We start from the raw sequence: 24,334 nt of genomic DNA, 5'->3' as shown, positions 1-24,334 counted from the left end.
TGCCTACCCCGGGATCAAGCCGTCGTCCCTCAGCAGCTCCCGGACCTCCTCCAAGGTCGCGTCCTGGGACGGCAGGATCAGTTCCGACGGTTCCAGGGAGTCGTCGGGCAGGGGCTCGCCCAGTTCGCGGACCTTGGCGAGGAGGGCCCCGAGGGTGCGGCGGAAGCCGGGGCCGTCGCCGTTCTCCATTTCCTGCAGGAGTACGTCGTCGAGCTTGTTGAGTTCGGTGAGGTGGCTGTCGGCCAGCCTCACCTGCCCCTCCCCCATGATCCTTACGATCATGTCGCCCATGTCGGCCTCCTAGGCGTGGGCCCTACTGCTTGTCGAAGCGTGGGGTGTCCTGCGGCTGCTGCTGGGACTGCGACTGGCCGGTGCCGCCCTCGATCGCCTGCTGGGGCGAGCCTCCGGCGAGCTCCGCCTTCATGCGCTGCAGTTCCAGCTCTACATCCGTACCACCGGAGAGGCGGTCCAGCTCGGCCTGGATGTCGTCCTTGTGCATGCCGGACTGGTCGTCCAGGGCACCCGAGGCGAGGAGCTCGTCGATCGCGCCGGCGCGGGCCTGGAGCTGTGCGGTCTTGTCCTCGGCGCGCTGGATCGCCAGGCCCACGTCGCCCATTTCCTCCGAGATGCCGGAGAAGGCCTCGCCGATGCGGGTCTGGGCCTGGGCGGCCGTGTACGTCGCCTTGATCGTCTCCTTCTTCGTACGGAAGGCGTCGACCTTGGCCTGGAGGCGCTGGGCCGCCAGGGTGAGCTTCTCCTCCTCGCCCTGGAGCGTCGCGTGCTGCGTTTCGAGGTCGGTGACCTGCTGCTGGAGTGCGGCGCGGCGGGACAGCGCCTCGCGGGCCAGGTCCTCGCGGCCGAGCGCGAGCGCCTTGCGGCCCTGGTCCTCCAGCTTGGTGGACTGCGACTGCAGCTGGTTCAGCTGGAGTTCCAGGCGCTTGCGGGACGTCGCCACGTCGGCGACACCACGGCGCACCTTCTGGAGCAGCTCCAACTGCTTCTGGTACGAGTAATCGAGGGTTTCGCGCGGGTCCTCGGCCCGGTCAAGGGCCTTGTTCGCCTTCGCGCGGAAGATCATCCCCATACGCTTCATGACACCGCTCATGGGCTTCGCGCGCCCCCTTCTGACGGACTTCCAGCTCCAGCTCTGCGACAGAACCCACAGTACGGGCCCTGCATCCATTGACGCACTGTTCGGGGACGGATGCGCTCATCCCCAAGGACGACTGCGTCCCCTCCCGCTCCGGCCTAGGGAGTAGGTGCCCCCTGGGGAAACAGCCCCCTCTGTCCCTTACATGACGACTGGTGTTGCCGGATCGTTCCCCGCGGGGCTGGGGTCCAACCCCGGGCACCCCGTACCCTTGGGTTTTGTGTTCCGTAGCCGTGCCAAGGAAGAGAAGGCAGCCGTCGTCGACAAGGCGTCGCTGACCGACTCCAAGCAGCCCCGTGACCCGCAGGCGAAGAAGGGTCGGCCCACGCCCAAGCGCAGTGAGGCCCAGTCCCAGCGCCGCAGCGTCGCCAACACCTCGATGACGCGCAAGGACGCCTCCAAGCGCCAGCGCGAGGAGCGCCGTGCCGCGCTGGAGCGGCAGCGCCAGGCGCTGGCCGGCGGTGACGAGCGGTATCTGCCCGCCCGTGACAAGGGTCCGGTGCGGAAGTTCGCCCGCGACTGGATCGACTCGCGGTTCAACGTGGCCGAGTTCTTCCTGCCCATGGCCGTGGTCATCCTGGTGCTGAGCATGGTGCGGGTGGGCGCGCTGCAGAGCATCGCGCTGCTGCTGTGGCTCGTCGTGATCGTGCTGATCGTGCTGGACGCGATCGTCAGCGCCTTCCGGCTGAGGAAGCAGCTCGCCGAGCGCTTCCCCGACCAGAACACGAAGGGCGCCACCCGGTACGCCCTGATGCGCTCCCTCCAGATGCGTCGGCTCCGGCTGCCGAAGCCGCAGGTCAAGCGCGGAGAGCGGCCCTGAGCGCTACGTCGTTCTCCGGGGGCGCGGCGGATGCCTGGCTGGGCAAACTGGGCGGTCTGCGCAATGCCGTACGGCAGGAGCTGGTGGCCCGGCAGCTCGACGAGCAGATAGCGGGGCGGTTCCCGGTCGGGCAGCGGCTGCGGGTGCTCGATGTGGGCATGGGCCAGGGCACTCAGGCGCTGCGACTGGCGCGGGCCGGGCATCAGGTCACCGGCCTTGAGCAGGACCCGACGATGGTCGCGGTCGCGCGCGAGGCCCTTTCCGGTGAGCCCGACGGCATCCGGGAGCGGGTGCGGATCATCGAGGGCGACGGCCGGGACACCGGGGTGCACTTCCTGCCGGGCAGCTTCGACGTGGTGCTGTGCCACGGGGTGCTGATGTACGTCGAGGAACCGGATCCGCTGCTGGCCGGGCTGGCCCGGATGCTGGCCCACGGCGGGCTGCTGTCGCTGCTCGTACGCAACGGCGACGCGCTGGCGATGCGGCCGGGACTGTCCGGGGACTGGGCCGATGCGCTGGGCGCCTTCGACACCGTGTCGTACACGAACCGGCTGGGCCTCGACGTGCGCGCCGACCGCCTGGAGACGCTGACCGCGACACTCGCCGGGATCGCCGCGCCACTGCACGCCTGGTACGGGGTGCGGGTGTTCACGGACACCGCGGCGGACGGGGCGGAGATCCCGGCCGATCTGGAGACCCTGCTCGCGGTCGAGGAGCGGGCGGGGCGGACGGATCCGTATCGCGGGGTGGCGGCGTTGCTGCATCTGTGCGGCGTGCGCGGCTGAGCGCCGCTGGCTATTTCAGGCTGCGGCTGCGCCGCGGGCCACCACTTTCGCCTGCGAGCTCATCGTGGCTGGTCGCGCAGTTCCCCGCGCCCCTTCGGGGCGCTGCCGCACCGCACCGTTCGGGCGTATGGCGCGAGCCGGATATTCACCCCGTAGCGAGACTCGGGGCATGGACGTCACCCACACCCGTGTCCTCCGTCTGCTGGTTCCCGTCACCGTGCTCTGCTGTGTGCTTGCGCTCGTCTCCGGGTGCTCCGGTGAGCGTTCCTCCGGTCAGCAGGAGAAGACGACCGCACAGGCGGCGCAGCCCGCGCAGGCCGTTGCGCCCATGGCGGTCGGCGATCTGCAGAGCGCCTACCAGAAGGTGATCAAGGACGTTCTGCAGTCGGTCGTGCAGATCCAGGCCGACGGCGATCTGGGGTCGGGGATCGTGTTCGACAGCAAGGGGCGCATCGTCACCAACGCGCATGTCGTCGGGGAGTCGAAGACGTTCAAGGTGACGACCGCCAACAGCGTGGACCCGCTCACCGCCAGGCTCGTGTACTCGTACCCGGACCAGGACCTCGCCGTCATCAAGCTGGACAAGGTGCCGAGCGGGCTGAAGGCGGCCGCCTTCGCGGACTCCTCGAAGGTGCAGGTCGGGCAGATCGTGCTGGCGATGGGTTCGCCACTCGGGCTGTCGTCCAGCGTGACGCAGGGCATCGTCTCGGCGACCGGGCGGACCGTGAGCGAGGGCCGTAGCGGCGGGGGCACGGGCGCGACCATCGCCAACATGGTGCAGACGTCCGCGGCCATCAACCCGGGCAACAGCGGCGGCGCCCTCGTCAACCTCGACGGGCAGGTCATCGGCATCCCGACGCTGGCCGCCACCGATCCCGGCCTCGGCAACGGTGCGGCGCCCGGCATCGGGTTCGCGATCCCCTCGACGATGGTGAAGACGATCGCCGACCAGATCGTCAGGAGCGGCAAGGTCACCGACTCGGGGCGGGCCGCGCTCGGCATCACGGGCCGTACCGTCGTCGACGACAGCTACCAGGCAGCCGGGGTCGCCGTGGTCGCAGTGAAGAGCGGCGGGGCGGCCGACAAGGCGGGCATCGAGACCGGGGACGTCATCACCAGGCTGGGTGGTGACACGGACATCACCACGATCACGTCTTTGTCCGAGGCGCTGGCGGCGCAGAAGCCGGGTGACAGGACGTCGGTGACGTTCACCCGGAACGGGAGTCAGAAGAAGGTCGACGTGACGCTGGGCGAGCAGTGAGACGGGAAGGGGGTGGCAGCGGCCGGATTGCGCCGCTGCCACCCCCTCCGTACCGGCTACGCCTCTTCGGCGTGCAGGCTCATCGGTCCGTAGATCTCCGCGGAGTCCTCGAACAGTCGCACCTGGTCGGCGCCGCCGTCCTGCAGGGCCTTCCAGTGCTCCCCGATCCAGGACTCGGCGTCCCCCTGCGTGGTGAACTCCTCGGGCTGGACCGCGGGCTGGACCTCCGCCCCATCGGCCTTCTCGAACCGCCACGTCCATGACGCCATGTACGCCTCCCGTGTCTGAGCACCTGCAGAGCAGAAGGCGGATCTTGGTCCGCCTCCTGCGCGAAGCCTAGTCGGATGGGCAGCACCTGCGCAGACACGCGAAAATCACTTCCGTGGAAGTGACTCTGCTCGGCACCGGTGCCCCCGCGGGCCTGCCCCGCCCCGACTGTCCCTGTGCTGCCTGTGCGACCGCGCTCGGCGCGGATGCCCGTGCGGCGACCGCGGTGCTCGTGGACGGGACCCTGCTGCTCGATCTGACGCCGGGCGCGGCGTTCGCGGCGGCGCGGGCCGGGCATTCGCTCGGCGGTGTACGGCAGGTGCTGTTGTCGCATCCGCACCGCGGGCCCGTGGTCGAGGTGCCGGCGGGGCTGCCGCAGCCCGGGCGGGTGCCGGACGGGCGGGAGTTGGCGCTGCTGACGGGGCATCGGGTGCGGGCGGTGGCGATGGACGGGCCGGGCACGGGCTACGCGGTGACCGGGCCGAACGGGCAGCGGCTGCTGTATCTGCCACCGGGGGGTGCGCCGGCCGGGCTTGAGCACAACGGGGCCGCGGTGTACGACATGGTGCTGACCGATGTCGTGGGGCGGCCGGACGCGCTGGCCAAGCTGCGGGCGGTCGGCGCCGTCGGCCCGACCACGGATGTAGTCGCCGTTCATCTCGACCATGACGTGCCGCCGGGGCCCGAGTTGCGGCGGCGGCTCGCCGCCGCGGGGGCGCGGGCCGTGCCGGACGGGGCGACGCTGACGGTGGGGGTGTACGAGGACGTACCCGATGTGCCGCGGCGGACGCTGGTGCTGGGCGGGGCGCGGTCCGGGAAGTCGGTGGAGGCCGAACGGCGCCTGGAGGCCTTTCCGGAGGTGCTCTACGTGGCGACGGGCGGCTCGCGGAACGGGGACACGGAATGGGCGTCCCGGGTCGCCGTCCACCGGGAGCGGCGGCCGGGGTCCTGGCGGACGGCCGAGACCTGCGATCTGGTGCCGCTGCTGGCGGCCGACGGCCCGCCGCTGCTGATCGACTGTCTGTCGCTGTGGCTGACGGACGCGATGGACTCCGTCGGGGCGTGGGACGACGCGGAGTGGGCCGACGGCGGGGAGCGGGCCCTGCGGGAGCGGGTGCGGGAGCTGACGGACGCGGTGCGGGCGACCCGGCGGACCGTGGTCGCCGTGTCCAATGAGGTCGGCTCGGGGATCGTGCCGGCGACCGCGTCGGGCCGCCGGTACCGCGATGAACTGGGGCGGCTGAACGCGGCGTTCGCCGGGGAGTGCGAGCAGGTGCTGCTGGTGGTGGCCGGGCAGGCGATGGTGCTACGAGGCTGAGGGTCTGCGGCGCGCGATGATCCGGTGCGTGTACGGGAACTCGCCGAGGGCGTGCCGGCTCCTCGCGAGGATCGTGCAGTGCCAGGCCTCGAGTTGGGCGCGCAGGGCGTTCGACCGGGTGGCCGGAGCCTCCACGAGGAGGAGGCCGCCGCGGCGCACGAGAGTGAGGGCGGCGCGGAGCTCGGCGCGCAGATCCGGGACCGGTGAGCGGTGCTGGAGGAGCGTGACGACGTCGTAGCGGGCGCGCAGGATCGTGGTGATGTGAGGGTCCGTCACATGCCCCACGAAGGCCTCCTCCACACGCTCGGCATGGCAGGCGTACGACACCCGCGGGGTGGGGTCGAGGCCGTCGAAGGAGGTGTAGGGGAAGAGTTCGCGTGCCGTTTCGGGGAAGTGGGCGTCGCCCGTGCCCACGTCCAGCCAGCTCTCCGGTTCGGGCAGGAGCCGCAGGACCGCAAGGGCCCTCGCGAGGTGGCGGCGCCGGTCACGGGCACTGACGTGGGTGCTCAGGGCTGTCATGGCGGCTCCTGGAGACGTAGGACAATCCGCTGCAAAACGGAACGTATGGGATCCATATCCCGGGGGCAAAGACGTCACGCGCGCGTGGTCACCATGTGGCGCTGTCCCGTTCGACCGGTGCCGGTACTGTTCGGCGAATGAGCTCGCTTAATCTCGACGACTTCACCGATCTGATCGAGCGCCCCGACGGCGGGGTACGCCGCGACGCCGAGGCGCGCAGGGAGCGCCAGATCGTGCCGCCCGGGTCGCTGGGCCGCCTCGACGACCTGGGTGAGTGGCTGTCGGCGGCACAGTCCGCCGTGCCGGTGCGGCCGATCGAACGGCCCCGGGTGGTTCTCTTCGCCGGCGACCACGGAGTCGCCGAACTGGGAGTGTCGGCGGGGCCCGCGGGCGGCGCCCACCAGTTGGTGCGGGAGGTCCTGGAGGGCGCCCGCCCGGTGTCGGTGCTCGCCCGGCGGCTGGGTGTGCCGGTGCGGATCGTCGACATGGCGCTGGACTGCGACCCGGGGACGCTGCCCGACGAGGTCGTACGGCACCGGGTGCGGCGCGGCAGCGGACGTATCGACGTCGAGGACGCGCTGACGGCCGAGGAGGCCGAGGCCGCCTTCCGTGCCGGTGTCGCGGTGGCCGACGAGGAGGCCGACTCCGGTACGGATCTGGTGGTGCTCGGCGATGTGAGCGTGGGCGGGACGACCGCGGCCGGGGTGCTGATCGCCGCGCTGTGCGGGACCGACGCGTCCGTCGTCACCGGGCGGGGCGGACTCGCCATCGACGACCTGGCATGGATGCGCAAGTGCGCGGCGATCCGGGACGCGTTGCGCCGGGCGCGGCCGGTGCTGGGCGACCAGCTGCAGCTGCTGGCCACCGTCGGCGGGGCCGACCTCGCCGCGATCACGGGCTTCCTGCTGCAGAGCGCGGTGCGCAAGATGCCGGTGGTCCTGGACGGGGTCGTGACGGCCGCCTGCGCCCTGGTGGGGCAGCGGATCGCGTTCCGGGCACCCGACTGGTGGCTGGCCGCGCACGACAGCGGGGAGCCGGGACAGGCCAAGGCGCTGGACCGGATGGCCCTGGAGCCGCTGCTCTCGCACGGGGTGACCGTGGGCGAGGGTGCGGGGGCGCTGCTGGCGCTGCCGCTGGTGCAGGCCGCGGCGGCGCTGGCCGCTGAGCTGCCGGAGAAGCCGCAGGTCTCCGGGGTACCTGAGAAGGATGAACCCAAGGATGACTCCACGGCTGACCTCGTCACGAAGGAGGAGACCGAGTAGGCCGCAGGAGGGCCGAAAGTCGACAGAGCCGCAGACAAAAGATGGATGGGTTGACCCAGGCATCGCCCATATGATCCTTACTCATGGGAGATGCCCGAATTGCCTCGCGGCGAGCTGCCGCATTCGCCGTCTGGTATTTGCGGGCCGTCGCGTTCGTCAATTTCCTCAGTGCCGTCTGGGTCTCTCTGGGGCAGGACGTGCGGCGGCACAACCAGGAGAACTTCTTCACTCCGTATCTGCTGACCGCCGGTTTCGCCTCAGGGGTGTTCACGGCGTTCCTCGCCATCACCATGCGGCGCCGCAAGCGCGCCGCATGGATCCTCAACCTGGCCGTGGCCGGTTCGTTCCTCGTGCTGTTCGGCTTCGCGATGACGTTCCCGGAGATCCGGCAGTACGCCCAGAACTGGATCTCACTGGGCCTCACGGCCCTCTTCGTCGTCGCCCTGCTGGTCGGGCGGCGGGAGTTCTACGCCAAGGGCGACCGTTCGAACCCGAAGCTCGCCGCCGCCGTCGCGGTGGGCGGCACACTGGGCGCCTCGCTGCTCGCCGCGCTGTTGGTGACGGTCACCAACCAGGCGCCGGACGCGGCCAGTTCGACGTTCCTGGAGCGCTGGCGCTACGGCACGCTGAGGCTCGTCTCCGTCGCCGTCGACGAGTCCCGCTTCCCCGGCATCGACGCGCCGAACTGGGTCAACGTCGCCATCAACGTGCTCAGCACGATCCTCGTCCTCGCCGTCCTCTACGCCGCCTTCCGCTCCCGGCGGGCCGTCGACCCGCTCACCGAGGACGACGAGAAGCGGCTGCGGGAGCTGCTGGAGCGGCAGGGCGAGCGGGACTCGCTCGGGTACTTCGCGCTGCGGCGGGAGAAGAGCGTGGTGTGGTCGCCGACCGGCAAGGCGGCGGTCGCGTACCGGGTCGTCGGGGGCGTCTCGCTGGCATCCGGTGATCCGATCGGCGACCCGGAGGCCTGGCCGGGCGCCATCGAGCCATGGCTCGCCGAGGCACGCGCGCACGGGTGGATCCCTGCCGTGATGGGGGCGAGCGAGGAGGCCGGCACGGTGTACGCGCGGCACGGCCTGGACGCCCTGGAGCTCGGCGACGAGGCCCTGGTGGAGGTCGCCGACTTCACCCTCGACGGACGGGCCATGCGCACCGTCCGGCAGGCCTACAACCGGGTGAAGCGAGCCGGGTACACGGTGCGCATCCGGCGGCACGAGGACATTCCGACAGAGGAGATGACGTATCTGCTGAAGCGGGCGGACGACTGGCGCGACGGGGCCACCGAGCGCGGGTTCAGCATGGCGCTGGGGCGGCTCGGGGACCCCGAGGACGGGCGGTGCGTGATGCTCGAATGCACCGACGGCAAGGGCGAGTTGAGGGCGCTGCTGTCCTTCGTCCCCTGGGGCCCGCACGGGCTCTCCCTCGACCTGATGCGCCGGGACCGCGATTCCGACAACGGCCTGATGGAGTTCATGGTCATCGAGCTGCTGCGGCGCGCCGGCGAGATCGAGATCACGCAGGTCTCGCTCAACTTCGCGATGTTCCGTTCGGTCTTCGAACGTGGCGCGCGCCTCGGTGCCGGGCCGGTGCTGAGGCTGTGGCGCTCGCTGCTCAGCTTCTTCTCGCGCTGGTGGCAGATCGAGTCGCTCTACCGCGCCAACGCCAAGTACCGGCCCATCTGGGAGCCACGGTTCCTGCTCTTCGAGAAGAGCGCGGACCTGCCGCGCATCGGCATTGCATCCGCCCGCGCGGAGGGGTTCCTGGAGGCGCCCGGAATGCCGAAGTGGCTGTACCGCAAGCACCTGGAGACGCACAGATGAGGATCGCCGGATGAACAGGCTCGCCCGTTGGGCCCGTGCCGAATGGGGATTCCTGTACGTCACGGTCCGTGAGCCGCTGGTGAAGCGGCGCTGGCGGGCGATCCCGATGACTCTCGGGGCGGTGGTGCTGACGACGGCCATACAGATCGTGCAGAACCGGTCGTGGGGCTTTCAGCTCGTGCAGAACCTGGGGGGTGTGCGCGCCGAGGACCCGCTGTGGCTGTCGCTGCTGCGCACTCCCCTGTCGCTGTTCGTTCCGGCCCTCGACCTTCCCGTGTGGGGTGCGCTCGCGCAGATCCTGTTCGTCTTCGGCGTCGCGGAGATCTGTCTCGGCCGCTGGCGCACCCTCGTCATCGCCTACGCCGCCACGCTCGCCGGCACGCTGTACGCGCGTCTGGGCATCTGGCTGGGCTTCGACAACGCCTTCGGACTGCCCTCCTCGGACGCCCAGGTCGTGGACACCGGCCCGTCGGCGGCGGTGGTGGGCCTCGCCGTGTTCCTCGGCTGGCGCTACGGCGCGTACGTCACGGCGTGCGCGGTGACGGCGGCGATGGCGGTCGAGGTGTTGCTGAAGGGGAATCTTGCCGGCAAGGAACACATGGCGGCGATTGCGGCGGTGGGGGTGCTGTGTTTCATCTCGGCGGTGCGGCACCGCCACCGGCCGGTGGCGCGGATCGGTTCTGGTTCGGGTTTTCCACGGGCGAGATCTTGAACCGTGCGGTCCGGTTTTTAGGGGCGCGGGGCTGTATCGATGTGCGGCTCCGCCGCGATGGGGGTCCCCCCGCTCGAGCGGAGCCGAGAGTGGGGGAGCGACCAGCCACGACGGCGCAGCAGACGATCAACGACCGATGGCACGATTCGGTTGGGGGTCGGGCTTGCCGCCGAGCAGATCCTGGAATCTGCGGCGGGGCCGCGCCCACCGGCGGTCGTGGCGATACGCCCGCAGCGTGGCCTTGGCACGGGCACGCGGGCGGCGGCGGTAGAAGCGTCTGGCCCAGGGCGAGCCGGGGCGGGCCAGGCGGACCAGACCGATCAGGCCGATGAACGGGATGATCACGCTGAAGATCGCCATCCGCGCCTTGCCCTTGCTGAGCACGGCCAGCGAGAACAGGAAGTTGACCACCACGGTCGAGATCACGCTGCCCCGGTCGTGCAGCTCCTCCTGGCTCATGTCGTTGACGCCGAACGGCGAGAACCCCGAGAGCACCAGCCCGACCAGGGCCGCCGTGAGCACGACGACCTCGACGCTCTTGCGGCCCTCCTCGGTCCAGTACACGTCGTCGAGGTGCAGGATCAGTGCGAACTCGTCGAGGACCAGTCCGGCGCCCATGCCGAAGAGGACCGCGCAGACGGCCGCGCCGAAGCCGTGCCGGCTGCTGGCCACCGCCCCGAAGCCGCCGACGACGGTGAGGACGACGCCGGGCACGACGTGATGGATGTGCAGCCCGCCCGCCTTCACGTTCCCGAAGGGCCCCTTGCCCGCCCGGATGAGACGGGTGACGAGCCGGGTGATGAGGAACGTCAGCACGAACGCGGTGAGGGCGAGCAGCAGCGGCAGCTTGCCGGGCTCGACGATGTTGCGCTGCAGCCAATGTCCCATATGCGCACTGTATCCACGGCCGCCGCGGCCCTCCTGCGGACCGCCCGGACTGCGCTCTCCTGGGGGGCGCCCCCCAGACCCCCAGCAGAAAAGCAGGTCGCCCGGACGACCGGTGCGGACATCGCGAGGGAACCCGAGTAACCTGCGCCGATGCCCGACCCCTCCAAGACCCCCTGGCCGGACGGCCTCCGTTTCGCCTTCGGCACCCTCACCGTGCTCCCGGTGGAGGTGACCCGCTGGGACCGGGACGCCGCGCGTGGCGGCATGCTCTGTGCGCCGCTCGCCGGACTGGTCGTCGGCGGATGCGCGGCGTTGGCCGGGGTGGTGCTGCTGGCGCTGGGCGCGGGGGCGCTGCTCGCCGCCGTCGCCTCCGCCGCCGTACCCGCCGTCCTCACCCGCGGTCTGCATCTCGACGGGCTCGCGGACACCGCGGACGGGCTCGGCAGCGGGAAGCCCGCCGAGGACGCGCTGCGGATCATGAAGCAGTCGGACATCGGGCCGTTCGGGGTGATCACGCTCGTCCTCGTGCTGCTGGCGCAGGTGGCGGCGCTGGCTCAGGCGTACGGCGACTCGTGGGCCCGGGGTGCGCTCGCCGCGGTCGTCTCGGCGACGGCGGCCCGGCTGGCGCTCACCCTGGCCGCGCGGACAGGCGTGCCGGCCGCCCGGCCCGAGGGGCTGGGGGCGGCGGTCGCGGGCGTGGTGCCAGTACGGGCGGCTGTGGTCGCGGTGGCCGTGGTGACCGGGGCGGCCGCCGCCGGGGGTGCGCTCCTCGGGAGGTACGACCTGATCCGTACGGCGGCCGCGGTCGTCGTCGCCCTCGCCGGCGCCGAACTCCTGCTCCGGCACTGCACGCGCCGCTTCGGCGGGGTCACGGGCGATGTGTTCGGGGGGCTTGCCGAGACGGCTGCGACGGTTTCGCTCCTGGTGCTTTCGCTGGGGCAGTAATCTCTTCCGCCGTACACGGACAAGTGATCGTGATCGGGGGATGTTCGTGCCGAAGCTTCGTCGTGCCGTGGCCTGGTTCATCGACTTCGCGCTGGTGCTCACGCTGGCGTATCTGCTCGGCGTCCTGACCTTCCACCGGATATCCGCGCTGGTCACCGACGTGCCCGAGCTCGCCGCCCATGGCGGCTTCGACCTCCTGACCTCGCAGGGCGACGTCGTCGGCGCCTCGGAGACCCTCGGGCTGTCGCTGTGGCACAAGGCCGTGCTCGACGTGGAGGAGGCCTTCGGGATGCTGATCGTGGCGACGTTCCTCTACCAGTGGGGCTGCCTCGCCTTCGCCGGACGGACCCTGGGCAAGGGGCTGCTCGGGCTGCGGGTCACCCCGTGCGCCCCCACCCGGGCCGCGGTGCGTGCCATGGTCACCACGGCCGCCGACATCGCCGTCTACGCCGTCGCCTGCATCCTGCTGGTCGAGGGGCAGTTCGTGCTGTCGGTGCTGGTGTGGGCGCTGGCCGTGGTCGTCTTCCTGCTCAACGCGCTGCCGGTGTTCTCCCCCACCCGCCGCTCCCTCGCCGACCGGCTGGCGGGCACGGCGGTCACCGGGCTCGGGGTCAGCACGCCCGCCGCCACACCCCCAGTTCGTACTTTTTGAGCATCGAACTGAGCTTCAGCCGGCGGGACTCGGCGCAGAAGCGGCTGGTGGGCAGCTCGTACTCGACATGGAAGACGGCCTTGCCGGCCTTGATGAAGGGCTTCATGTCGGCGCACTCGCCGTACTGGGCGCACTGTTCGTTGACCGCGAAGTCGAAGTCCCCCACCAGCTGGGGAATCTGGTCCAGGTCGTTCTTCAGACCCACCGCCATGCCCCGCTCGTGGGCCAGCTTCGCGATCAGGCGGTTGTAGCGGAGCTGGTCGGCGGCCTTGAGGGGGAAGCCGGTGGTGTTCTTGTAGCCGTCCATGTTGTCCGGCTCCACCGCGTCGAAGCCCTTCTTGCGGCACATGTCGAAGCGGGCGGCCATCAGCGGCTCCAGTACGTCGGTGCGGCGGATGTCGAGCCAGCGCTCGCCCTTCCAGCCGTTGCCCTTGCCGAGCACCGACTTGGGGAACTTCTTCGCGTCGGGGCGCCAGTCCTCCCAGGCTCCCGTCGAGAGGTAGCAGATGACCTTGCGGCCCTTGCCGTGCAGCGTGGCGACCGTCGTCCTCGGCTGGTCGAAGCCGTCGATGTCGTAGACCGGCACGTCGACGGAGGTGTCGACGTGGCCGCTGAGCTGCCACTGCCAGGCCACACCGGGGCGCGGCTGCCAACGCCCGCCGGACGGCTCGGAGTCGGGCGCGCTGGTGCAGCCTGCCGTCAGCACGGACAGGGCGAGCAGGGCAAGCAGGCGTATCGGACGTTTCAACGAACGGGCTCCAGGGTGCGGGGAAGTGTTCGTACGGATGATCTCCGATACCGGGCACTTCGCACACGCCCACAGGAATGAGTGAACGCGTACACACGCGTAGGCTCATCCCGAGTGTTCGCCGTACCGGGGAAGGCCCCGCTGAGACCGCACCCTGAGGCTGGTCCTAGGGTCGGCTGTCGGGCCCGGTCGACCCACACAGATCGACCACAGAAACTTCACATTGGAAGCGAGAATTCACCACCGTGACTGCTCTCACTCTCAGCACCGCCGCGGCGGCCGGTCTTCGGGCCGACGCGATCGTGATCGGTGTGGCCAAGGGCGCGAAGGGCCCGGTCGTCGCACCGGGCGCCGAGGCCGTGGACAAGGCCTACGACGGCAGGCTCGCCGGCGTCCTGGAAACGCTCGGTGCCTCCGGTGCCGAGGGCGAGGTGACGAAGCTGCCCGCGCCGTCCGGCTTCAAGGCCCCGCTCGTGGTGGCGGTGGGCCTGGGCGCGGAGCCCGAGAAGGACTCCGGCTATGATGGCGAGGCGCTGCGCAAGGCCGCCGGTGCCGCGGCCCGCACCCTCACCGGCGCCAAGAAGGCCGCCTTCGCCCTGCCCGTCCAGGACGCCTCGGACGTCGGCGCGATCAGCGAGGGCGTGCTGCTCGGCGCGTACTCCTTCGACGCCTACAAGAACAACGCGGGCGGCAAGGACGCCAAGGACAAGAACGGCAAGGCGCCGCTCGCCGAGGCCTCCCTGCTGGGCGGCAAGCCCCGCGACAAGGAGCACAAGGCTGCCGTCGAGCGCGCCACCGCCGTCGCCGAGGAGCTCAACCGCGCCCGCGACCTGATCAACACCCCGCCGAACGACCTCGACCCGGAGGCGTTCGCCGCCGTCGCGACGGCCGCGGCCAAGGAGCACGGCATCAAGGTGCAGGTGCTCGACGTGAAGGCCCTGGAGAAGGGCGGCTACGGCGGCATCCTCGGCGTCGGCGCCGGCTCGGCGGCGGGTCCGCGGCTGGTGAAGCTGTCGTACTCCTCCGCCAAGGCGAAGAAGCACCTCGCGTTCGTCGGCAAGGGCATCACCTACGACTCGGGCGGCATCTCGCTGAAGCCGGCCGGCCACAACGAGACGATGAAGTGCGACATGAGCGGGGCGGCGGCCGTCTTCGCCGCCGTGGTCGCCGCCGCGCGCCTGGGTCTCGAGGTCAATGTCACCGGCTGGCTGGCGCTGGCGGAGAACATGCCGTCGGGTTCCGCGACCCGTCCCGGTGACGTGCTGCGCATGTACAGCGGCAAGACGGTCGAGGTCCTCAACACCGACGCCGAGGGTCGGCTGGTCCTCGCGGACGCGCTGTGGGCAGCCTCCGAGGAGAAGCCGGACGCCATCGTGGACGTCGCGACCCTGACCGGCGCGATGGTGCTGGCGCTGGGCAGCCGGACCTTCGGGATCATGGCGAACGACGACGCGTTCCGCTCCGCGGTGCACGAGGCGGCCGAGGAGGTCGGGGAGCCTGCGTGGCAGATGCCGCTGCCGGAGCACCTGCGCAAGGGCATGGACTCCCCCACCGCCGACATCGCGAACATGGGCGAGCGGATGGGCGGCGGCCTGGTCGCCGGCCTCTTCCTGCGCGAGTTCGTGGGCGAGGGGATCACCTGGGCGCACCTGGACATCGCGGGGCCGGCCTTCAACGAGGGCGGACCGTTCGGTTACACCCCCAAGGGCGGCACGGGCACGGCGGTGCGGACCCTGGTTCGGCTGGCGGAGCTGACGGCCTCGGGCGACCTGGGCTGATGTTCTGGTGAGTGAGGGGGCTCCGCGCGCGGGTAGGGCGGAGCCCCCTCGTTCATGCGCCTCACCCATCCGCTCAACTGAACGTGGGACGTCTCACACACCGGCCCGGCGTCTCGTTGCCCCTCGACAAGTGCGAAGATGGGGCACGGCAGGACAGGGCCCCCACCACAGGGCCGAAGAAAGAGCGGCCGGACACCAGCCGCCGACCGGTCACCGCTGACCGGCGTGGCGCACATGCATGGAGGACGTGACGTGGCGAACGACGCCAGCACCGTTTTCGACCTAGTGATCCTCGGCGGTGGTAGTGGCGGTTACGCCGCGGCCCTGCGGGGGGCCCAGCTGGGCCTGGACGTCGCCCTGATCGAGAAGGACAAGGTCGGCGGTACCTGCCTGCACCGGGGGTGCATCCCCACCAAGGCCCTGCTGCACGCGGGCGAGATCGCCGACCAGGCCCGCGAGAGCGAGCAGTTCGGCGTCAAGGCCACCTTCGAGGGCATCGACGTGGCCGCCGTCCACAAGTACAAGGACGGCGTCATCTCCGGCCTGTACAAGGGTCTGCAGGGTCTCATCGCGTCCCGCAAGGTGACGTACATCGAGGGTGAGGGCCGCCTGTCCTCCCCGACCTCCGTCGACGTGAACGGCCGGCGCGTCCAGGGCCGTCACGTGCTCCTCGCGACCGGCTCCGTGCCGAAGTCGCTGCCGGGCCTGGAGATCGACGGCAACCGCATCATCTCCTCGGACCACGCCCTCGTCCTGGACCGCGTGCCGAAGTCGGCGATCGTCCTCGGCGGCGGCGTCATCGGCGTCGAGTTCGCCTCCGCCTGGAAGTCCTTCGGTACGGACGTCACGGTCATCGAGGGCCTCAAGCACCTCGTCCCGGTCGAGGACGAGAACTCCTCCAAGCTTCTTGAGCGCGCGTTCCGCAAGCGCGGCATCAAGTTCAACCTGGGCACCTTCTTCTCGAAGGCCGAGTACACCGCCGACGGCGTCAAGGTCACCCTGGCCGACGGCAAGGAGTTCGAGGCCGAGCTCCTGCTGGTCGCGGTCGGCCGCGGCCCGGTCTCGCAGGGTCTCGGTTACGAGGAGCAGGGCGTCGCGATGGACCGCGGCTATGTCCTGGTCGACGAGTACATGCGGACGAACGTCCCGACCATCTCCGCCGTCGGTGACCTGGTCCCGACGCTCCAGCTCGCGCACGTCGGCTTCGCCGAGGGCATCCTGGTGGCGGAGCGTCTGGCCGGTCTCAAGACCGTCCCGATCGACTACGACGGCGTGCCGCGGGTGACGTACTGCCACCCCGAGGTCGCCTCCGTGGGCATCACCGAGGCCAAGGCCAAGGAGATCTACGGTGCGGACAAGGTCGTCGCTCTGAAGTACAACCTCGCGGGCAACGGCAAGAGCAAGATCCTGAACACCTCGGGCGAGATCAAGCTCGTCCAGGTCAAGGACGGTGCCGTGGTCGGCGTCCACATGGTCGGCGACCGCATGGGCGAGCAGGTCGGCGAGGCCCAGCTGATCTACAACTGGGAAGCGCTGCCCGCCGAGGTCGCCCAGCTCATCCACGCCCACCCGACCCAGAACGAGGCGATGGGCGAGGCCCACCTGGCTCTGGCCGGCAAGCCCCTTCACTCGCACGACTGATCCCTCGGTCGACGAAGCGACGACACAGACTTCCGCACTTTCCGTAAGGAGCAACCGAAACCATGGCGGTTTCCGTAACCCTTCCGGCGCTCGGCGAGAGCGTCACCGAGGGCACTGTCACTCGCTGGCTGAAGGCCGAGGGCGAGCGCGTCGAGGCCGACGAGCCGCTGCTCGAGGTCTCGACCGACAAGGTCGACACCGAGATCCCCTCCCCTGCTGCCGGTGTCCTGGCGTCCATCAAGGTCGCCGAGGACGAGACCGTTGAGGTCGGCGCCGAGCTGGCCGTCATCGACGACGGCACGGGCGCCCCCGCTGCCGCCCCGGCCCCCGCCGCTGCCGAGGCCCCCGCCCCGGCCGCCGAGCCCGCCCCGGCGCCGGTCGCCGAGGCCCCGGCCGCCCCTGCCCCCGCCCCCGCCGCCGAGGCGCCCGCCGCTCCGGCCGGTGGCGCCTCCGGCACCGACGTGGTCCTGCCCGCCCTGGGCGAGTCCGTCACCGAGGGCACCGTCACCCGCTGGCTGAAGTCGGTCGGCGACTCCGTCGAGGCCGACGAGCCGCTGCTCGAGGTCTCCACGGACAAGGTCGACACCGAGATCCCGGCGCCCACCTCCGGTGTGCTGCTCGAGATCACGGTCGGCGAGGACGAGACCGCCGAGGTCGGCGCCAAGCTCGCCGTCCTCGGCGCTCCCGGTGCCGCTCCGGCGGCCGCCCCGGCCCCCGCCGCTCCGGCCCCGGCGCCCGCCGCCGCTGCCCCGGCTCCGGCCCCGGCTGCCCCCGTGGCTCCGCCGGCCCCCGCGCCGACCCCGGCTCCGGCTCCGGCTCCCGCCGCACCGGCTCCCGCGCCCGCCCCGGTCGCCGCCGCTCCGGCTCCGGCCGCCCCGGCGCCCGCGCCGGCCGCTCCGGCTCCGGTCACCCCGGCTGCCCCCGCCCCCGCCGCGCAGGCCACCGACGAGGGCGCCTACGTCACCCCGCTGGTGCGCAAGCTCGCCGCCGAGAACGGCGTCGACCTGGCCGGCGTCAAGGGCACCGGCGTCGGCGGCCGTATCCGCAAGCAGGACGTCATCGCCGCCGCCGAGGCCGCGAAGGCCGCCGCCGCTGCTCCGGCTCCCGCCGCCGCCGCTGCCGCTCCGGCCAAGAAGGCTCCTGCCCTGGAGGCGTCCCCGCTCCGTGGCCAGACCGTCAAGATGCCGCGCATCCGCAAGGTCATCGGCGACAACATGGTCAAGGCGCTGCACGAGCAGGCGCAGTTGTCCTCGGTCGTCGAGGTCGACGTCACGCGTCTGATGAAGCTGCGCGCCCGCGCGAAGGACTCCTTCGCCGCGCGCGAGGGCGTCAAGCTCTCCCCGATGCCGTTCTTCGTCAAGGCCGCCGCCCAGGCGCTGAAGGCCCACGCGCCCATCAACGCCAAGATCAACGAGGCCGAGGGCACGATCACCTACTTCGACACCGAGAACATCGGTATCGCGGTGGACTCCGAGAAGGGCCTGATGACCCCGGTCATCAAGCACGCCGGTGACCTCAACATCGCCGGTATCGCCAAGGCCACGGCCGACCTGGCGGGCAAGGTCCGCGCCAACAAGATCACCCCGGACGAGCTGTCCGGTGCGACCTTCACCATCTCCAACACGGGTTCGCGCGGCGCGCTCTTCGACACGATCATCGTGCCGCCGGGCCAGGTCGCGATCCTCGGCATCGGTGCCACGGTCAAGCGCCCGGCGGTCATCGAGACCGAGGAGGGCACGGTCATCGGCGTCCGCGACATGACCTACCTGACCCTCTCCTACGACCACCGTCTGGTGGACGGCGCCGACGCGGCCCGTTACCTGACCGCGGTCAAGGCGATCCTGGAGGCGGGCGAGTTCGAGGTCGAGCTCGGCCTGTAAGTCACAGGGCCTGTACGCCGGTGCCCCCGTCCGGAGCTTTCCGGGCGGGGGCACCGGCGTATGCGCTACCGGGGCGTCAGCGTGTGGTCGCTCCAGTCCCACAGCGTCTCCACCCACACATTGGGGATGTCCAGGTGCGGCGCGTACGTCAGATCCCGCGTCCGGTAGGCGTGCAGGACGTCATAGGTGGCGTCGAGGCAGTCCCGGGAGGTGAGTTCGCCGGTCGTCCGGTCGAAGCCGACGAGGAAGCCGCGGCTCTCGACGGTACGGATCATCGACCGGGCGTTGTTCACGTCGCCGGTCGACGACGAGATGCAGCGGTAACGGCTGTACGGGTGCTCGGACTTGCCGGGGTAGTGCGCGTCCCGGGACATGTCACTGAGCATCCGCGCGTAGGTCCCCTGCGCATGCCAGGCGCCGATGTAGCCGCCGGGCGGGGTGTACAGCTTGTTCGTCGGGTTCTCGACGGCGCCGTAGACCCACTGGTGCGTGCCGGTGATCCGGAAGCCCCAGCCCACGTGCCCGAACTTCTGCGCCCCGTCGGGCTTGACGAAGACGCAGGCCCCGCCGGGTCCGTCGCCGCTGCGAGCCGCGCCCGCCATGTTCGTGATCGCTTCGGTGCTGCTCGGTTTCGGCTCGGCCGTCGCCCGTGTGGGCATCTGCCGGCAGCCTGTCACGACGACGATCGCGCCGATCACGGCCGCCGCGGCCGTCCAGCGCAGCGCTCCTCGTCGTCCCCCGATGTCCATGCCGTCCCCCTGCCGTTCCCAGGTACGCCTCTTTGCGTGCGCCCCTGCCGAACGCCACACGGATCGGGGCCGCCAGGTTCCGTCGGTGACACGGCGGTGACGGCTCCGGACCACATCCGGTACGGGTCTTTACAGGGGGGCCATGTCTGCCGGGCGTGTAAGTCTCGTCTCACCTGCATGAAAGCGCCCCCGTGCGCCCCTCCCGAACGGGCCCGCGGCCTTATTGTCTAAGCGTCAAACGCCCTTAAGGAGCTCTCATGACCGCGCCCGTCGTCCACTCGCTGCGCGAACAGATCCGCGAGCACATCGTGGAGGGGATCGTCAGCGGGCGCTGGAAGCCGGGCGAGCGGATCGTGGAGCGGCGGATCGCGACCGAGCTGGAGGTCAGCCAGACGCCGGTGCGGGAGGCGCTGCGCGAGCTGGAGTCACTGCGGCTGATCGAGTCGGCGCCGAACAAGGGCGTACGGGTGCGCAACCTGACGGCGGCCGACCTGGAGGAGAGCTACCCGGTGCGGGCCGGCCTGGAGGCGATCGCGGCGGAGCTGGCCGCGGAGAAGCTGGCGGAGGACTGCTCGGCCCTGGAGCCGCACGTCGCCGCCCTCTACGAGGCCGACCGCAACGCCGACGGCACGGGCCAGGTACGGCACACGGTCGGCTTCCACCGCGAGCTGGTGCGGGCGGCGGACAACTCCGTACTGCTGCACACCTGGGAGGGCCTGGGCATCGAGGTGTTCACGGCACTGTCGATCCGCTGGCTGGGCACGGTGCAGCAGTCGTACGCCGAGGAGCACGAGGAGCTCGTCCAGGCGTTCCGGCGCCGGGACCCCCGTATCGCGGAACTGGTGAAGGCACATGTACTGGGCTGCGCGCCGCGGGCCTGACACAGCCGAGCATACGTACGCTCACCTGCGAAAACCCTCGAAATCCACGGCACCGGGTGCCCGCCCGAAAGGCACCGCGTGCCTACTTTCTCGTAATCGAGAAGTTTTGCCTGCAACCCTTTGATCGATCATCGATCAGGGGGTTAGAGTCGCCGACGGGCCCGCGGCGGTAGCCGCAAAGTGTCACAGCACGAGGGCCCTCGCCCTGTCCTGCCAAAGACAAAGGGCACCCCCGAAACACCTCATAGGGAACCCCCTTCGACTGAGGAAGGCGGCGACATGACCGACCCCAACGCCATCCAGCCGAGCGAGCTCGACCAGCTCCCCGACCGGGACCCCGAGGAGACCGCCGAATGGCAGGCCTCCCTGGACGCGGTCGCCAAGGCGGCGGGCCCGCACCGTGCCGCGTATCTGATGCGCCGCACACTGGAGCGCGCGGAGGGCAACGGCATCGCGCTGCCCAAGCTCCTCGAGACGGACTACGTCAACACCATCCCCACCGCCGCCGAGCCGGGCGTGCCCGGTGACGAGGAGATGGAGCGGAAGATCACCGCGTGGAACCGCTGGAACGCGGCCGCGATGGTGACCCGGGGCGCGAAACACGGCGTCGGCGGCCACATCGCCACCTTCGCCTCCGCGGCCTGGCTGTACGAGACCGGCTTCAACCACTTCTTCAAGGGCAAGGAGGCCGACGGCTCGGGCGACCAGCTCTACATCCAGGGCCACGCCTCCCCCGGTATCTACGCCCGCGCCTTCCTCGACGGCCGTCTGACCGAGGCGCACCTCGACAACTTCCGCCAGGAAGCCGGCGGCAACGGCCTGCCGTCGTACCCGCACCCGCGGCGCCTGCCCTGGCTCTGGGAGTTCCCGACGGTCTCCATGGGCCTCGGCCCGCTGTCGGCGATCTACCAGGCCCGCTTCAACCGCTATCTGACGGCGCGCGGCATCAAGGACGTCTCGTCCTCGCACGTCTGGGCGTTCCTCGGCGACGGCGAGATGGACGAGCCCGAGTCGACGGCGGCACTCGCACTCGCCAGCCGCGAGGGTCTCGACAACCTCACCTTCGTCATCAACTGCAACCTGCAGCGCCTCGACGGCCCGGTCCGCGCCAACTTCAAGATCGTGCAGGAGCTGGAGGCCCAGTTCCGCGGCGCCGGCTGGAACGTCGTGAAGACGCTGTGGGGTACGGCCTGGGACGAGCTGTTCGCCCTCGACACGACCGGCGCGCTGGTACGCCGGCTGCGCGAGGTACCGGACGCCCAGGTGCAGACGTACCAGACGCGTGACGCGGCCTACATCCGCGAGGACTTCTTCGGCAAGGACCCGGCGCTCGTCGAGATGGCGAAGCTGCTGAGCGACGACAAGATCCTCGAGTGTTTCCACCTGTCGCGCGGTGGCCACGAGGCCCGCAAGGTCTACGCCGCCTACAAGGCCGCGCTCGACCACAAGGGTGCCCCGACGGTCATCCTGGCCCAGACCGTCAAGGGCTTCACCCTCGGTGAGGGCTTCGCGTCGAAGAACGCCAACCACCAGATGAAGAAGCTGACGGTGGACGAGTTCAAGAAGATGCGTGACCTTCTTGAACTGCCCATCAAGGACAGTGACTTCGTCGACGGTCAGGTGCCCTACGGCCACCCGGGCGCCGACTCCCCCGAGGTCCGCTACCTCCAGGAGCGCCGCGCCGCTCTCGGCGGGCCGGCCCCGGCCCGCCGTACGCACGCGCTGGCCCCGCTGCCCGCCCCCGCCGAGAAGGCCTTCGCCTCCTTCGACAAGGGTTCCGGCTCCCAGAACGTGGCCACCACCATGGCCTTCGTCCGCCTCATCAAGGACCTGGTCCGCGACAAGGAGACGGGCAAGCGCTGGGTGCCGATCGTCCCCGACGAGGCGCGCACCTTCGGCATGGAGTCGCTGTTCCCGTCGCTCGGGATCTACTCCCCCAAGGGCCAGACGTACGAGCCGGTCGACCGCGACCAGCTGATGTACTACAAGGAAGCCAAGAACGGCCAGATCCTCAACGAGGGGATCACCGAGGCCGGTTCGATGGCCGACTTCATCGCCGCGTCCACCGCGTACTCCACGCACGGCGAAGCGATGATCCCGTTCTACATCTTCTACTCGATGTTCGGCTGGCAGCGCACGGCCGACCAGATGTGGCAGCTCGGCGACCAGCTCGGCCGCGGCTTCCTCGTCGGCGCGACGGCCGGCCGTACGACGCTGACGGGCGAGGGCCTGCAGCACGCCGACGGCCACTCGCCGGTGATCGCCGCGACCAACCCGGCGGCGCTGACGTACGACCCGGCGTTCGCCTACGAGGTCGCCGCGATCGTCAAGGACGGTCTGCGCCGTATGTACGGCGAGGCGGCGCCGGGCGAGGACCCGAACGTCTTCTACTACCTCACGGTCTACAACGAGCCGCTGCCGCAGCCCGCGAAGCCTGCCGGTCTCGGCATCGACGAGGGCATCGTCAAGGGCCTGTACCGCTTCAACACGGCGGAGTCGGCCGGGCTTTCGCCGGTGGCCAACGCCCCGCGCATCCAGCTGCTGGGCTCCGGCACGGCGATCCACTGGGTGATCGAGGCACAGAAGCTGCTCGCACAGGAGTGGGGCATCGCGGCCGACGTCTGGTCGGCGACCTCCTGGACGGAGCTGCGGCGCGACGCGCTGGAGGCCGACGCGGCCCTGCTGCGCGGCGAGGAGCGGGTGCCGTACGTCCGTCAGGCGCTGCACGGCGCCGAGGGCCCGGTGCTGGCCGTCTCCGACTACATGCGGCAGGTCCCGGACCAGATCGCGCAGTGGGTGGACCAGGACTACTCCTCGCTCGGCGCCGACGGCTTCGGCCTGTCGGACACCCGCGAGGCGGCCCGCCGCCACTTCGGGGTCGACGCCCAGTCGATCGTGGTCGCAGCCCTCGCCCAGCTCGCCCGGCGGAGCGAGGTCAAGGCGACGGCGGTGAAGGAAGCGCGCGAGAAGTACGGGCTGTAGAGCCCGCGGTGCTGAAGGGGCCCTGCGGTCTGCCGCGGGGCCCCTTCACCCTTTTCCGGTTGTTTGTCGCTGCGGGCCGGTGGGGGCTTGTCGCGCAGTTCCCCGCGCCCCCAACAACCGGGCCCCGTCCGGGGGCGCGGGGCTGCATCGATTTGCGGCTCCGCCGCGTGGGCGCGATCAACCCCCACCGGCCCGCACCCGACGACGTACCCCACCCGCAGAGCCTCGGCAGAATGAACGCATGCGTGCTGCCCGCCTCATCAAGATGGTGCTGCTCCTGCAGTCCCGGCCCTCCATGACCGCCGCCGAGCTGGCGCGCGAGCTGGAGGTGTCCGAGCGGACGGTCACGCGGGACGCGCAGGCGTTGTCGGAGGCGGGGGTTCCGGTGTACGCGGACCGGGGCCGGGCCGGCGGCTACCGGCTCATCGGCGGGTACCGCACCCGGCTGACCGGGCTGGCGCGCGGTGAGGCCGAGGCGCTGTTCCTGTCCGGTGTGCCGGGGGCGCTGCGGGAGATGGGGCTGGAGGACGCGGCCTCGGCGGCCCGGCTGAAGGTGTCGGCGGCGCTGCTGCCCTCCCTGCGGGACGCCTCGAAGACCGCCGCGCAGCGCTTCCATCTGGACGCACCGAACTGGTTCACGGAGCCGAGGACACCCGAGCTGCTGCCGGCCGTGGCCGACGCCGTCTGGGACGACCGGCGGATCAGCGCGCGCTACCGGAGCCGGGAGGCCGAGGTGGAGCGGGAGCTGGAGCCCTACGGGCTCGTGCTCAAGGCGGGGGTCTGGTACGTGTGTGCGCGGGTTGCGGAGGGCCACGGGCCGTACCGCGTCTACCGGATCGACCGGTTCACGGCGGTGGCTGCCTCCGAGGAGCGTTTCTCGCGGGACGAGGAGTTCGACCTGCCCGGCTTCTGGGAGGAACAGGCCGAGCAGTTCGCGCGGTCGATCCTGCGGGCCGAGGTCGTGGTGCGGCTGTCGGCGGCCGGGGCGCGGAGACTGCCGTACGCCGTCGATCCCGCCTCCGCCCGGGAGGCACTGGCGGCCGCCGGCGCCCCCGACGAGGACGGTTGGCTGACGTTGACGGTCCCCGTGGAGTCCGAGGAGGTCGCCCATGCGCAGCTCGCGGGGCTCGGTCCGGAGGTGGAGGTGCTGGCGCCCGAGAGCCTGCGCGGGCGTTTCGCGGACGACGCGGCACGGCTGGCCGCCTTGTACGACCGGCTGAACGGGACATAACAATCCGCCGCACTCCACGTGCGTCCCACCCGCCCAGGGCCGATG

At 70.9% G+C, this 24,334-nt stretch carries 22 protein-coding genes; 15 read left to right on the top strand and 7 right to left on the bottom strand.

What is annotated here, in order from left to right; all coding sequences use genetic code 11:
• Positions 1–3 precede the first annotated feature (3 nt).
• Together pspAA and ACWDAG_RS43510 are read right to left on the bottom strand one after the other, a co-directional pair.
• Positions 4–282 carry a PspA-associated protein PspAA gene (gene pspAA, locus ACWDAG_RS43515; protein ID WP_450701115.1) on the bottom strand — a complete coding sequence of 93 codons (279 nt, stop codon included), beginning with the start codon at positions 280–282 and terminating at the stop codon, positions 4–6.
• A gap of 31 nt (positions 283–313) precedes the next feature.
• Positions 314–1,078 (bottom strand): PspA/IM30 family protein, encoded by a 765-nt coding sequence (locus ACWDAG_RS43510; RefSeq protein ID WP_390692834.1) that lies wholly within the window; start codon positions 1,076–1,078, stop codon positions 314–316.
• Between the two features lie 217 nt (positions 1,079–1,295).
• On the opposite strand from ACWDAG_RS43510, the gene ACWDAG_RS43505 reads away from it, so the two are divergent.
• From ACWDAG_RS43505 to ACWDAG_RS43495, 3 genes are all read left to right on the top strand, one after another.
• Complete coding sequence (locus tag ACWDAG_RS43505) at positions 1,296–1,970, top strand: DUF3043 domain-containing protein (RefSeq protein ID WP_450701100.1); 675 nt, start codon at positions 1,296–1,298, stop codon at positions 1,968–1,970.
• 83 nt (positions 1,971–2,053) lie between these two features.
• Positions 2,054–2,755 (top strand): class I SAM-dependent methyltransferase, encoded by a 702-nt coding sequence (locus tag ACWDAG_RS43500; protein ID WP_450701099.1) that lies wholly within the window; start codon positions 2,054–2,056, stop codon positions 2,753–2,755.
• 169 nt (positions 2,756–2,924) lie between these two features.
• Positions 2,925–4,016 carry a S1C family serine protease gene (locus tag ACWDAG_RS43495; RefSeq protein ID WP_450701098.1) on the top strand — a complete coding sequence of 364 codons (1,092 nt, stop codon included), beginning with the start codon at positions 2,925–2,927 and terminating at the stop codon, positions 4,014–4,016.
• A 56-nt stretch (positions 4,017–4,072) separates the two neighbouring features.
• Here ACWDAG_RS43495 and ACWDAG_RS43490 read toward each other — a convergent pair whose 3' ends face one another.
• Entirely contained in the window at positions 4,073–4,285 is a 213-nt protein-coding gene (locus tag ACWDAG_RS43490) for a hypothetical protein (RefSeq protein ID WP_030932574.1), read from the bottom strand.
• A gap of 113 nt (positions 4,286–4,398) precedes the next feature.
• Between ACWDAG_RS43490 and ACWDAG_RS43485 the strand changes: the two genes are divergently transcribed.
• Positions 4,399–5,601, top strand: a complete 1,203-nt coding sequence (locus ACWDAG_RS43485; RefSeq protein ID WP_450701097.1) for a bifunctional adenosylcobinamide kinase/adenosylcobinamide-phosphate guanylyltransferase — start codon at positions 4,399–4,401, stop codon at positions 5,599–5,601.
• Here the strand turns inward: ACWDAG_RS43485 and ACWDAG_RS43480 are convergent.
• Positions 5,590–6,120 carry a methyltransferase domain-containing protein gene (locus ACWDAG_RS43480; protein WP_450701096.1) on the bottom strand — a complete coding sequence of 177 codons (531 nt, stop codon included), beginning with the start codon at positions 6,118–6,120 and terminating at the stop codon, positions 5,590–5,592. The genes ACWDAG_RS43485 and ACWDAG_RS43480 overlap by 12 nt on opposite strands.
• 137 nt (positions 6,121–6,257) lie before the next feature.
• Between ACWDAG_RS43480 and cobT the strand changes: the two genes are divergently transcribed.
• From cobT to ACWDAG_RS43465, 3 genes are all read left to right on the top strand, one after another.
• Entirely contained in the window at positions 6,258–7,382 is a 1,125-nt protein-coding gene (gene cobT / locus ACWDAG_RS43475; RefSeq protein WP_450701095.1) for a nicotinate-nucleotide--dimethylbenzimidazole phosphoribosyltransferase, read from the top strand.
• An 83-nt stretch (positions 7,383–7,465) separates the two neighbouring features.
• Complete coding sequence (locus ACWDAG_RS43470; protein WP_450701094.1) at positions 7,466–9,202, top strand: phosphatidylglycerol lysyltransferase domain-containing protein; 1,737 nt, start codon at positions 7,466–7,468, stop codon at positions 9,200–9,202.
• Between the two features lie 10 nt (positions 9,203–9,212).
• Positions 9,213–9,914, top strand: coding sequence for a hypothetical protein (locus tag ACWDAG_RS43465; RefSeq protein ID WP_450701093.1), 702 nt, complete (start codon positions 9,213–9,215; stop codon positions 9,912–9,914).
• Between the two features lie 126 nt (positions 9,915–10,040).
• Here ACWDAG_RS43465 and ACWDAG_RS43460 read toward each other — a convergent pair whose 3' ends face one another.
• A complete protein-coding gene (locus ACWDAG_RS43460; RefSeq protein WP_450701092.1) occupies positions 10,041–10,802 on the bottom strand; it encodes a hypothetical protein in 762 nt (253 codons plus the stop codon).
• 150 nt (positions 10,803–10,952) lie between these two features.
• On the opposite strand from ACWDAG_RS43460, the gene ACWDAG_RS43455 reads away from it, so the two are divergent.
• Complete coding sequence (locus ACWDAG_RS43455; protein WP_450701091.1) at positions 10,953–11,747, top strand: adenosylcobinamide-GDP ribazoletransferase; 795 nt, start codon at positions 10,953–10,955, stop codon at positions 11,745–11,747.
• A 46-nt stretch (positions 11,748–11,793) separates the two neighbouring features.
• Complete coding sequence (locus tag ACWDAG_RS43450; protein ID WP_450701090.1) at positions 11,794–12,399, top strand: RDD family protein; 606 nt, start codon at positions 11,794–11,796, stop codon at positions 12,397–12,399.
• Here ACWDAG_RS43450 and ACWDAG_RS43445 read toward each other — a convergent pair.
• Complete coding sequence (locus ACWDAG_RS43445) at positions 12,359–13,147, bottom strand: endo alpha-1,4 polygalactosaminidase (RefSeq protein ID WP_450701089.1); 789 nt, start codon at positions 13,145–13,147, stop codon at positions 12,359–12,361. The two genes, ACWDAG_RS43450 and ACWDAG_RS43445, sit on opposite strands and share 41 nt — an antisense overlap.
• A 245-nt stretch (positions 13,148–13,392) precedes the next feature.
• Between ACWDAG_RS43445 and ACWDAG_RS43440 the strand changes: the two genes are divergently transcribed.
• From ACWDAG_RS43440 to sucB, 3 genes are all read left to right on the top strand, one after another.
• Positions 13,393–14,925, top strand: a complete 1,533-nt coding sequence (locus ACWDAG_RS43440) for a leucyl aminopeptidase (RefSeq protein ID WP_450701088.1) — start codon at positions 13,393–13,395, stop codon at positions 14,923–14,925.
• Positions 14,926–15,177: 252 nt separating this feature from the next.
• Positions 15,178–16,566, top strand: coding sequence for a dihydrolipoyl dehydrogenase (gene lpdA / locus ACWDAG_RS43435; protein WP_115908590.1), 1,389 nt, complete (start codon positions 15,178–15,180; stop codon positions 16,564–16,566).
• A gap of 62 nt (positions 16,567–16,628) precedes the next feature.
• Positions 16,629–18,446, top strand: coding sequence for a 2-oxoglutarate dehydrogenase, E2 component, dihydrolipoamide succinyltransferase (sucB, locus tag ACWDAG_RS43430; protein ID WP_450701087.1), 1,818 nt, complete (start codon positions 16,629–16,631; stop codon positions 18,444–18,446).
• Positions 18,447–18,511: 65 nt separating this feature from the next.
• Here the strand turns inward: sucB and ACWDAG_RS43425 are convergent, their stop codons facing one another.
• Entirely contained in the window at positions 18,512–19,195 is a 684-nt protein-coding gene (locus ACWDAG_RS43425; RefSeq protein ID WP_450701086.1) for a hypothetical protein, read from the bottom strand.
• Positions 19,196–19,452: 257 nt separating this feature from the next.
• On the opposite strand from ACWDAG_RS43425, the gene ACWDAG_RS43420 reads away from it, so the two are divergent.
• The 3 genes from ACWDAG_RS43420 (at position 19,453) to ACWDAG_RS43410 (ending at position 24,289) form a co-directional block, all read left to right on the top strand.
• Positions 19,453–20,076 carry a GntR family transcriptional regulator gene (locus tag ACWDAG_RS43420; protein WP_450701085.1) on the top strand — a complete coding sequence of 208 codons (624 nt, stop codon included), beginning with the start codon at positions 19,453–19,455 and terminating at the stop codon, positions 20,074–20,076.
• A 279-nt stretch (positions 20,077–20,355) separates the two neighbouring features.
• Positions 20,356–23,058 carry a pyruvate dehydrogenase (acetyl-transferring), homodimeric type gene (aceE, locus tag ACWDAG_RS43415; protein WP_450701084.1) on the top strand — a complete coding sequence of 901 codons (2,703 nt, stop codon included), beginning with the start codon at positions 20,356–20,358 and terminating at the stop codon, positions 23,056–23,058.
• A 241-nt stretch (positions 23,059–23,299) separates the two neighbouring features.
• Positions 23,300–24,289 (top strand): helix-turn-helix transcriptional regulator, encoded by a 990-nt coding sequence (locus tag ACWDAG_RS43410; RefSeq protein ID WP_450701083.1) that lies wholly within the window; start codon positions 23,300–23,302, stop codon positions 24,287–24,289.
• Positions 24,290–24,334 lie beyond the last annotated feature (45 nt).

This window comes from Streptomyces sp. NPDC001157 (assembly GCF_053598255.1).
Note: the sequence above shows the minus strand (reverse complement) of the source record. Positions and strands in the feature narration are given on the sequence as shown.

Coding starts and splice junctions, on each gene's coding strand:
- cobT (WP_450701095.1), top strand. CDS start 6,258: ATGAGCTCGCTTAATCTCGACGACTTCACCGATCTGATCGAGCGCCCC.
- ACWDAG_RS43495 (WP_450701098.1), top strand. CDS start 2,925: ATGGACGTCACCCACACCCGTGTCCTCCGTCTGCTGGTTCCCGTCACC.
- ACWDAG_RS43425 (WP_450701086.1), bottom strand. CDS start 19,195: ATGGACATCGGGGGACGACGAGGAGCGCTGCGCTGGACGGCCGCGGCG.
- ACWDAG_RS43410 (WP_450701083.1), top strand. CDS start 23,300: ATGCGTGCTGCCCGCCTCATCAAGATGGTGCTGCTCCTGCAGTCCCGG.
- ACWDAG_RS43480 (WP_450701096.1), bottom strand. CDS start 6,120: ATGACAGCCCTGAGCACCCACGTCAGTGCCCGTGACCGGCGCCGCCAC.
- sucB (WP_450701087.1), top strand. CDS start 16,629: ATGGCGGTTTCCGTAACCCTTCCGGCGCTCGGCGAGAGCGTCACCGAG.
- ACWDAG_RS43465 (WP_450701093.1), top strand. CDS start 9,213: ATGAACAGGCTCGCCCGTTGGGCCCGTGCCGAATGGGGATTCCTGTAC.
- aceE (WP_450701084.1), top strand. CDS start 20,356: ATGACCGACCCCAACGCCATCCAGCCGAGCGAGCTCGACCAGCTCCCC.
- ACWDAG_RS43420 (WP_450701085.1), top strand. CDS start 19,453: ATGACCGCGCCCGTCGTCCACTCGCTGCGCGAACAGATCCGCGAGCAC.
- pspAA (WP_450701115.1), bottom strand. CDS start 282: ATGATCGTAAGGATCATGGGGGAGGGGCAGGTGAGGCTGGCCGACAGC.
- ACWDAG_RS43505 (WP_450701100.1), top strand. CDS start 1,296: ATGACGACTGGTGTTGCCGGATCGTTCCCCGCGGGGCTGGGGTCCAAC.
- ACWDAG_RS43455 (WP_450701091.1), top strand. CDS start 10,953: ATGCCCGACCCCTCCAAGACCCCCTGGCCGGACGGCCTCCGTTTCGCC.
- ACWDAG_RS43470 (WP_450701094.1), top strand. CDS start 7,466: ATGGGAGATGCCCGAATTGCCTCGCGGCGAGCTGCCGCATTCGCCGTC.
- ACWDAG_RS43510 (WP_390692834.1), bottom strand. CDS start 1,078: ATGATCTTCCGCGCGAAGGCGAACAAGGCCCTTGACCGGGCCGAGGAC.
- ACWDAG_RS43460 (WP_450701092.1), bottom strand. CDS start 10,802: ATGGGACATTGGCTGCAGCGCAACATCGTCGAGCCCGGCAAGCTGCCG.
- ACWDAG_RS43490 (WP_030932574.1), bottom strand. CDS start 4,285: ATGGCGTCATGGACGTGGCGGTTCGAGAAGGCCGATGGGGCGGAGGTC.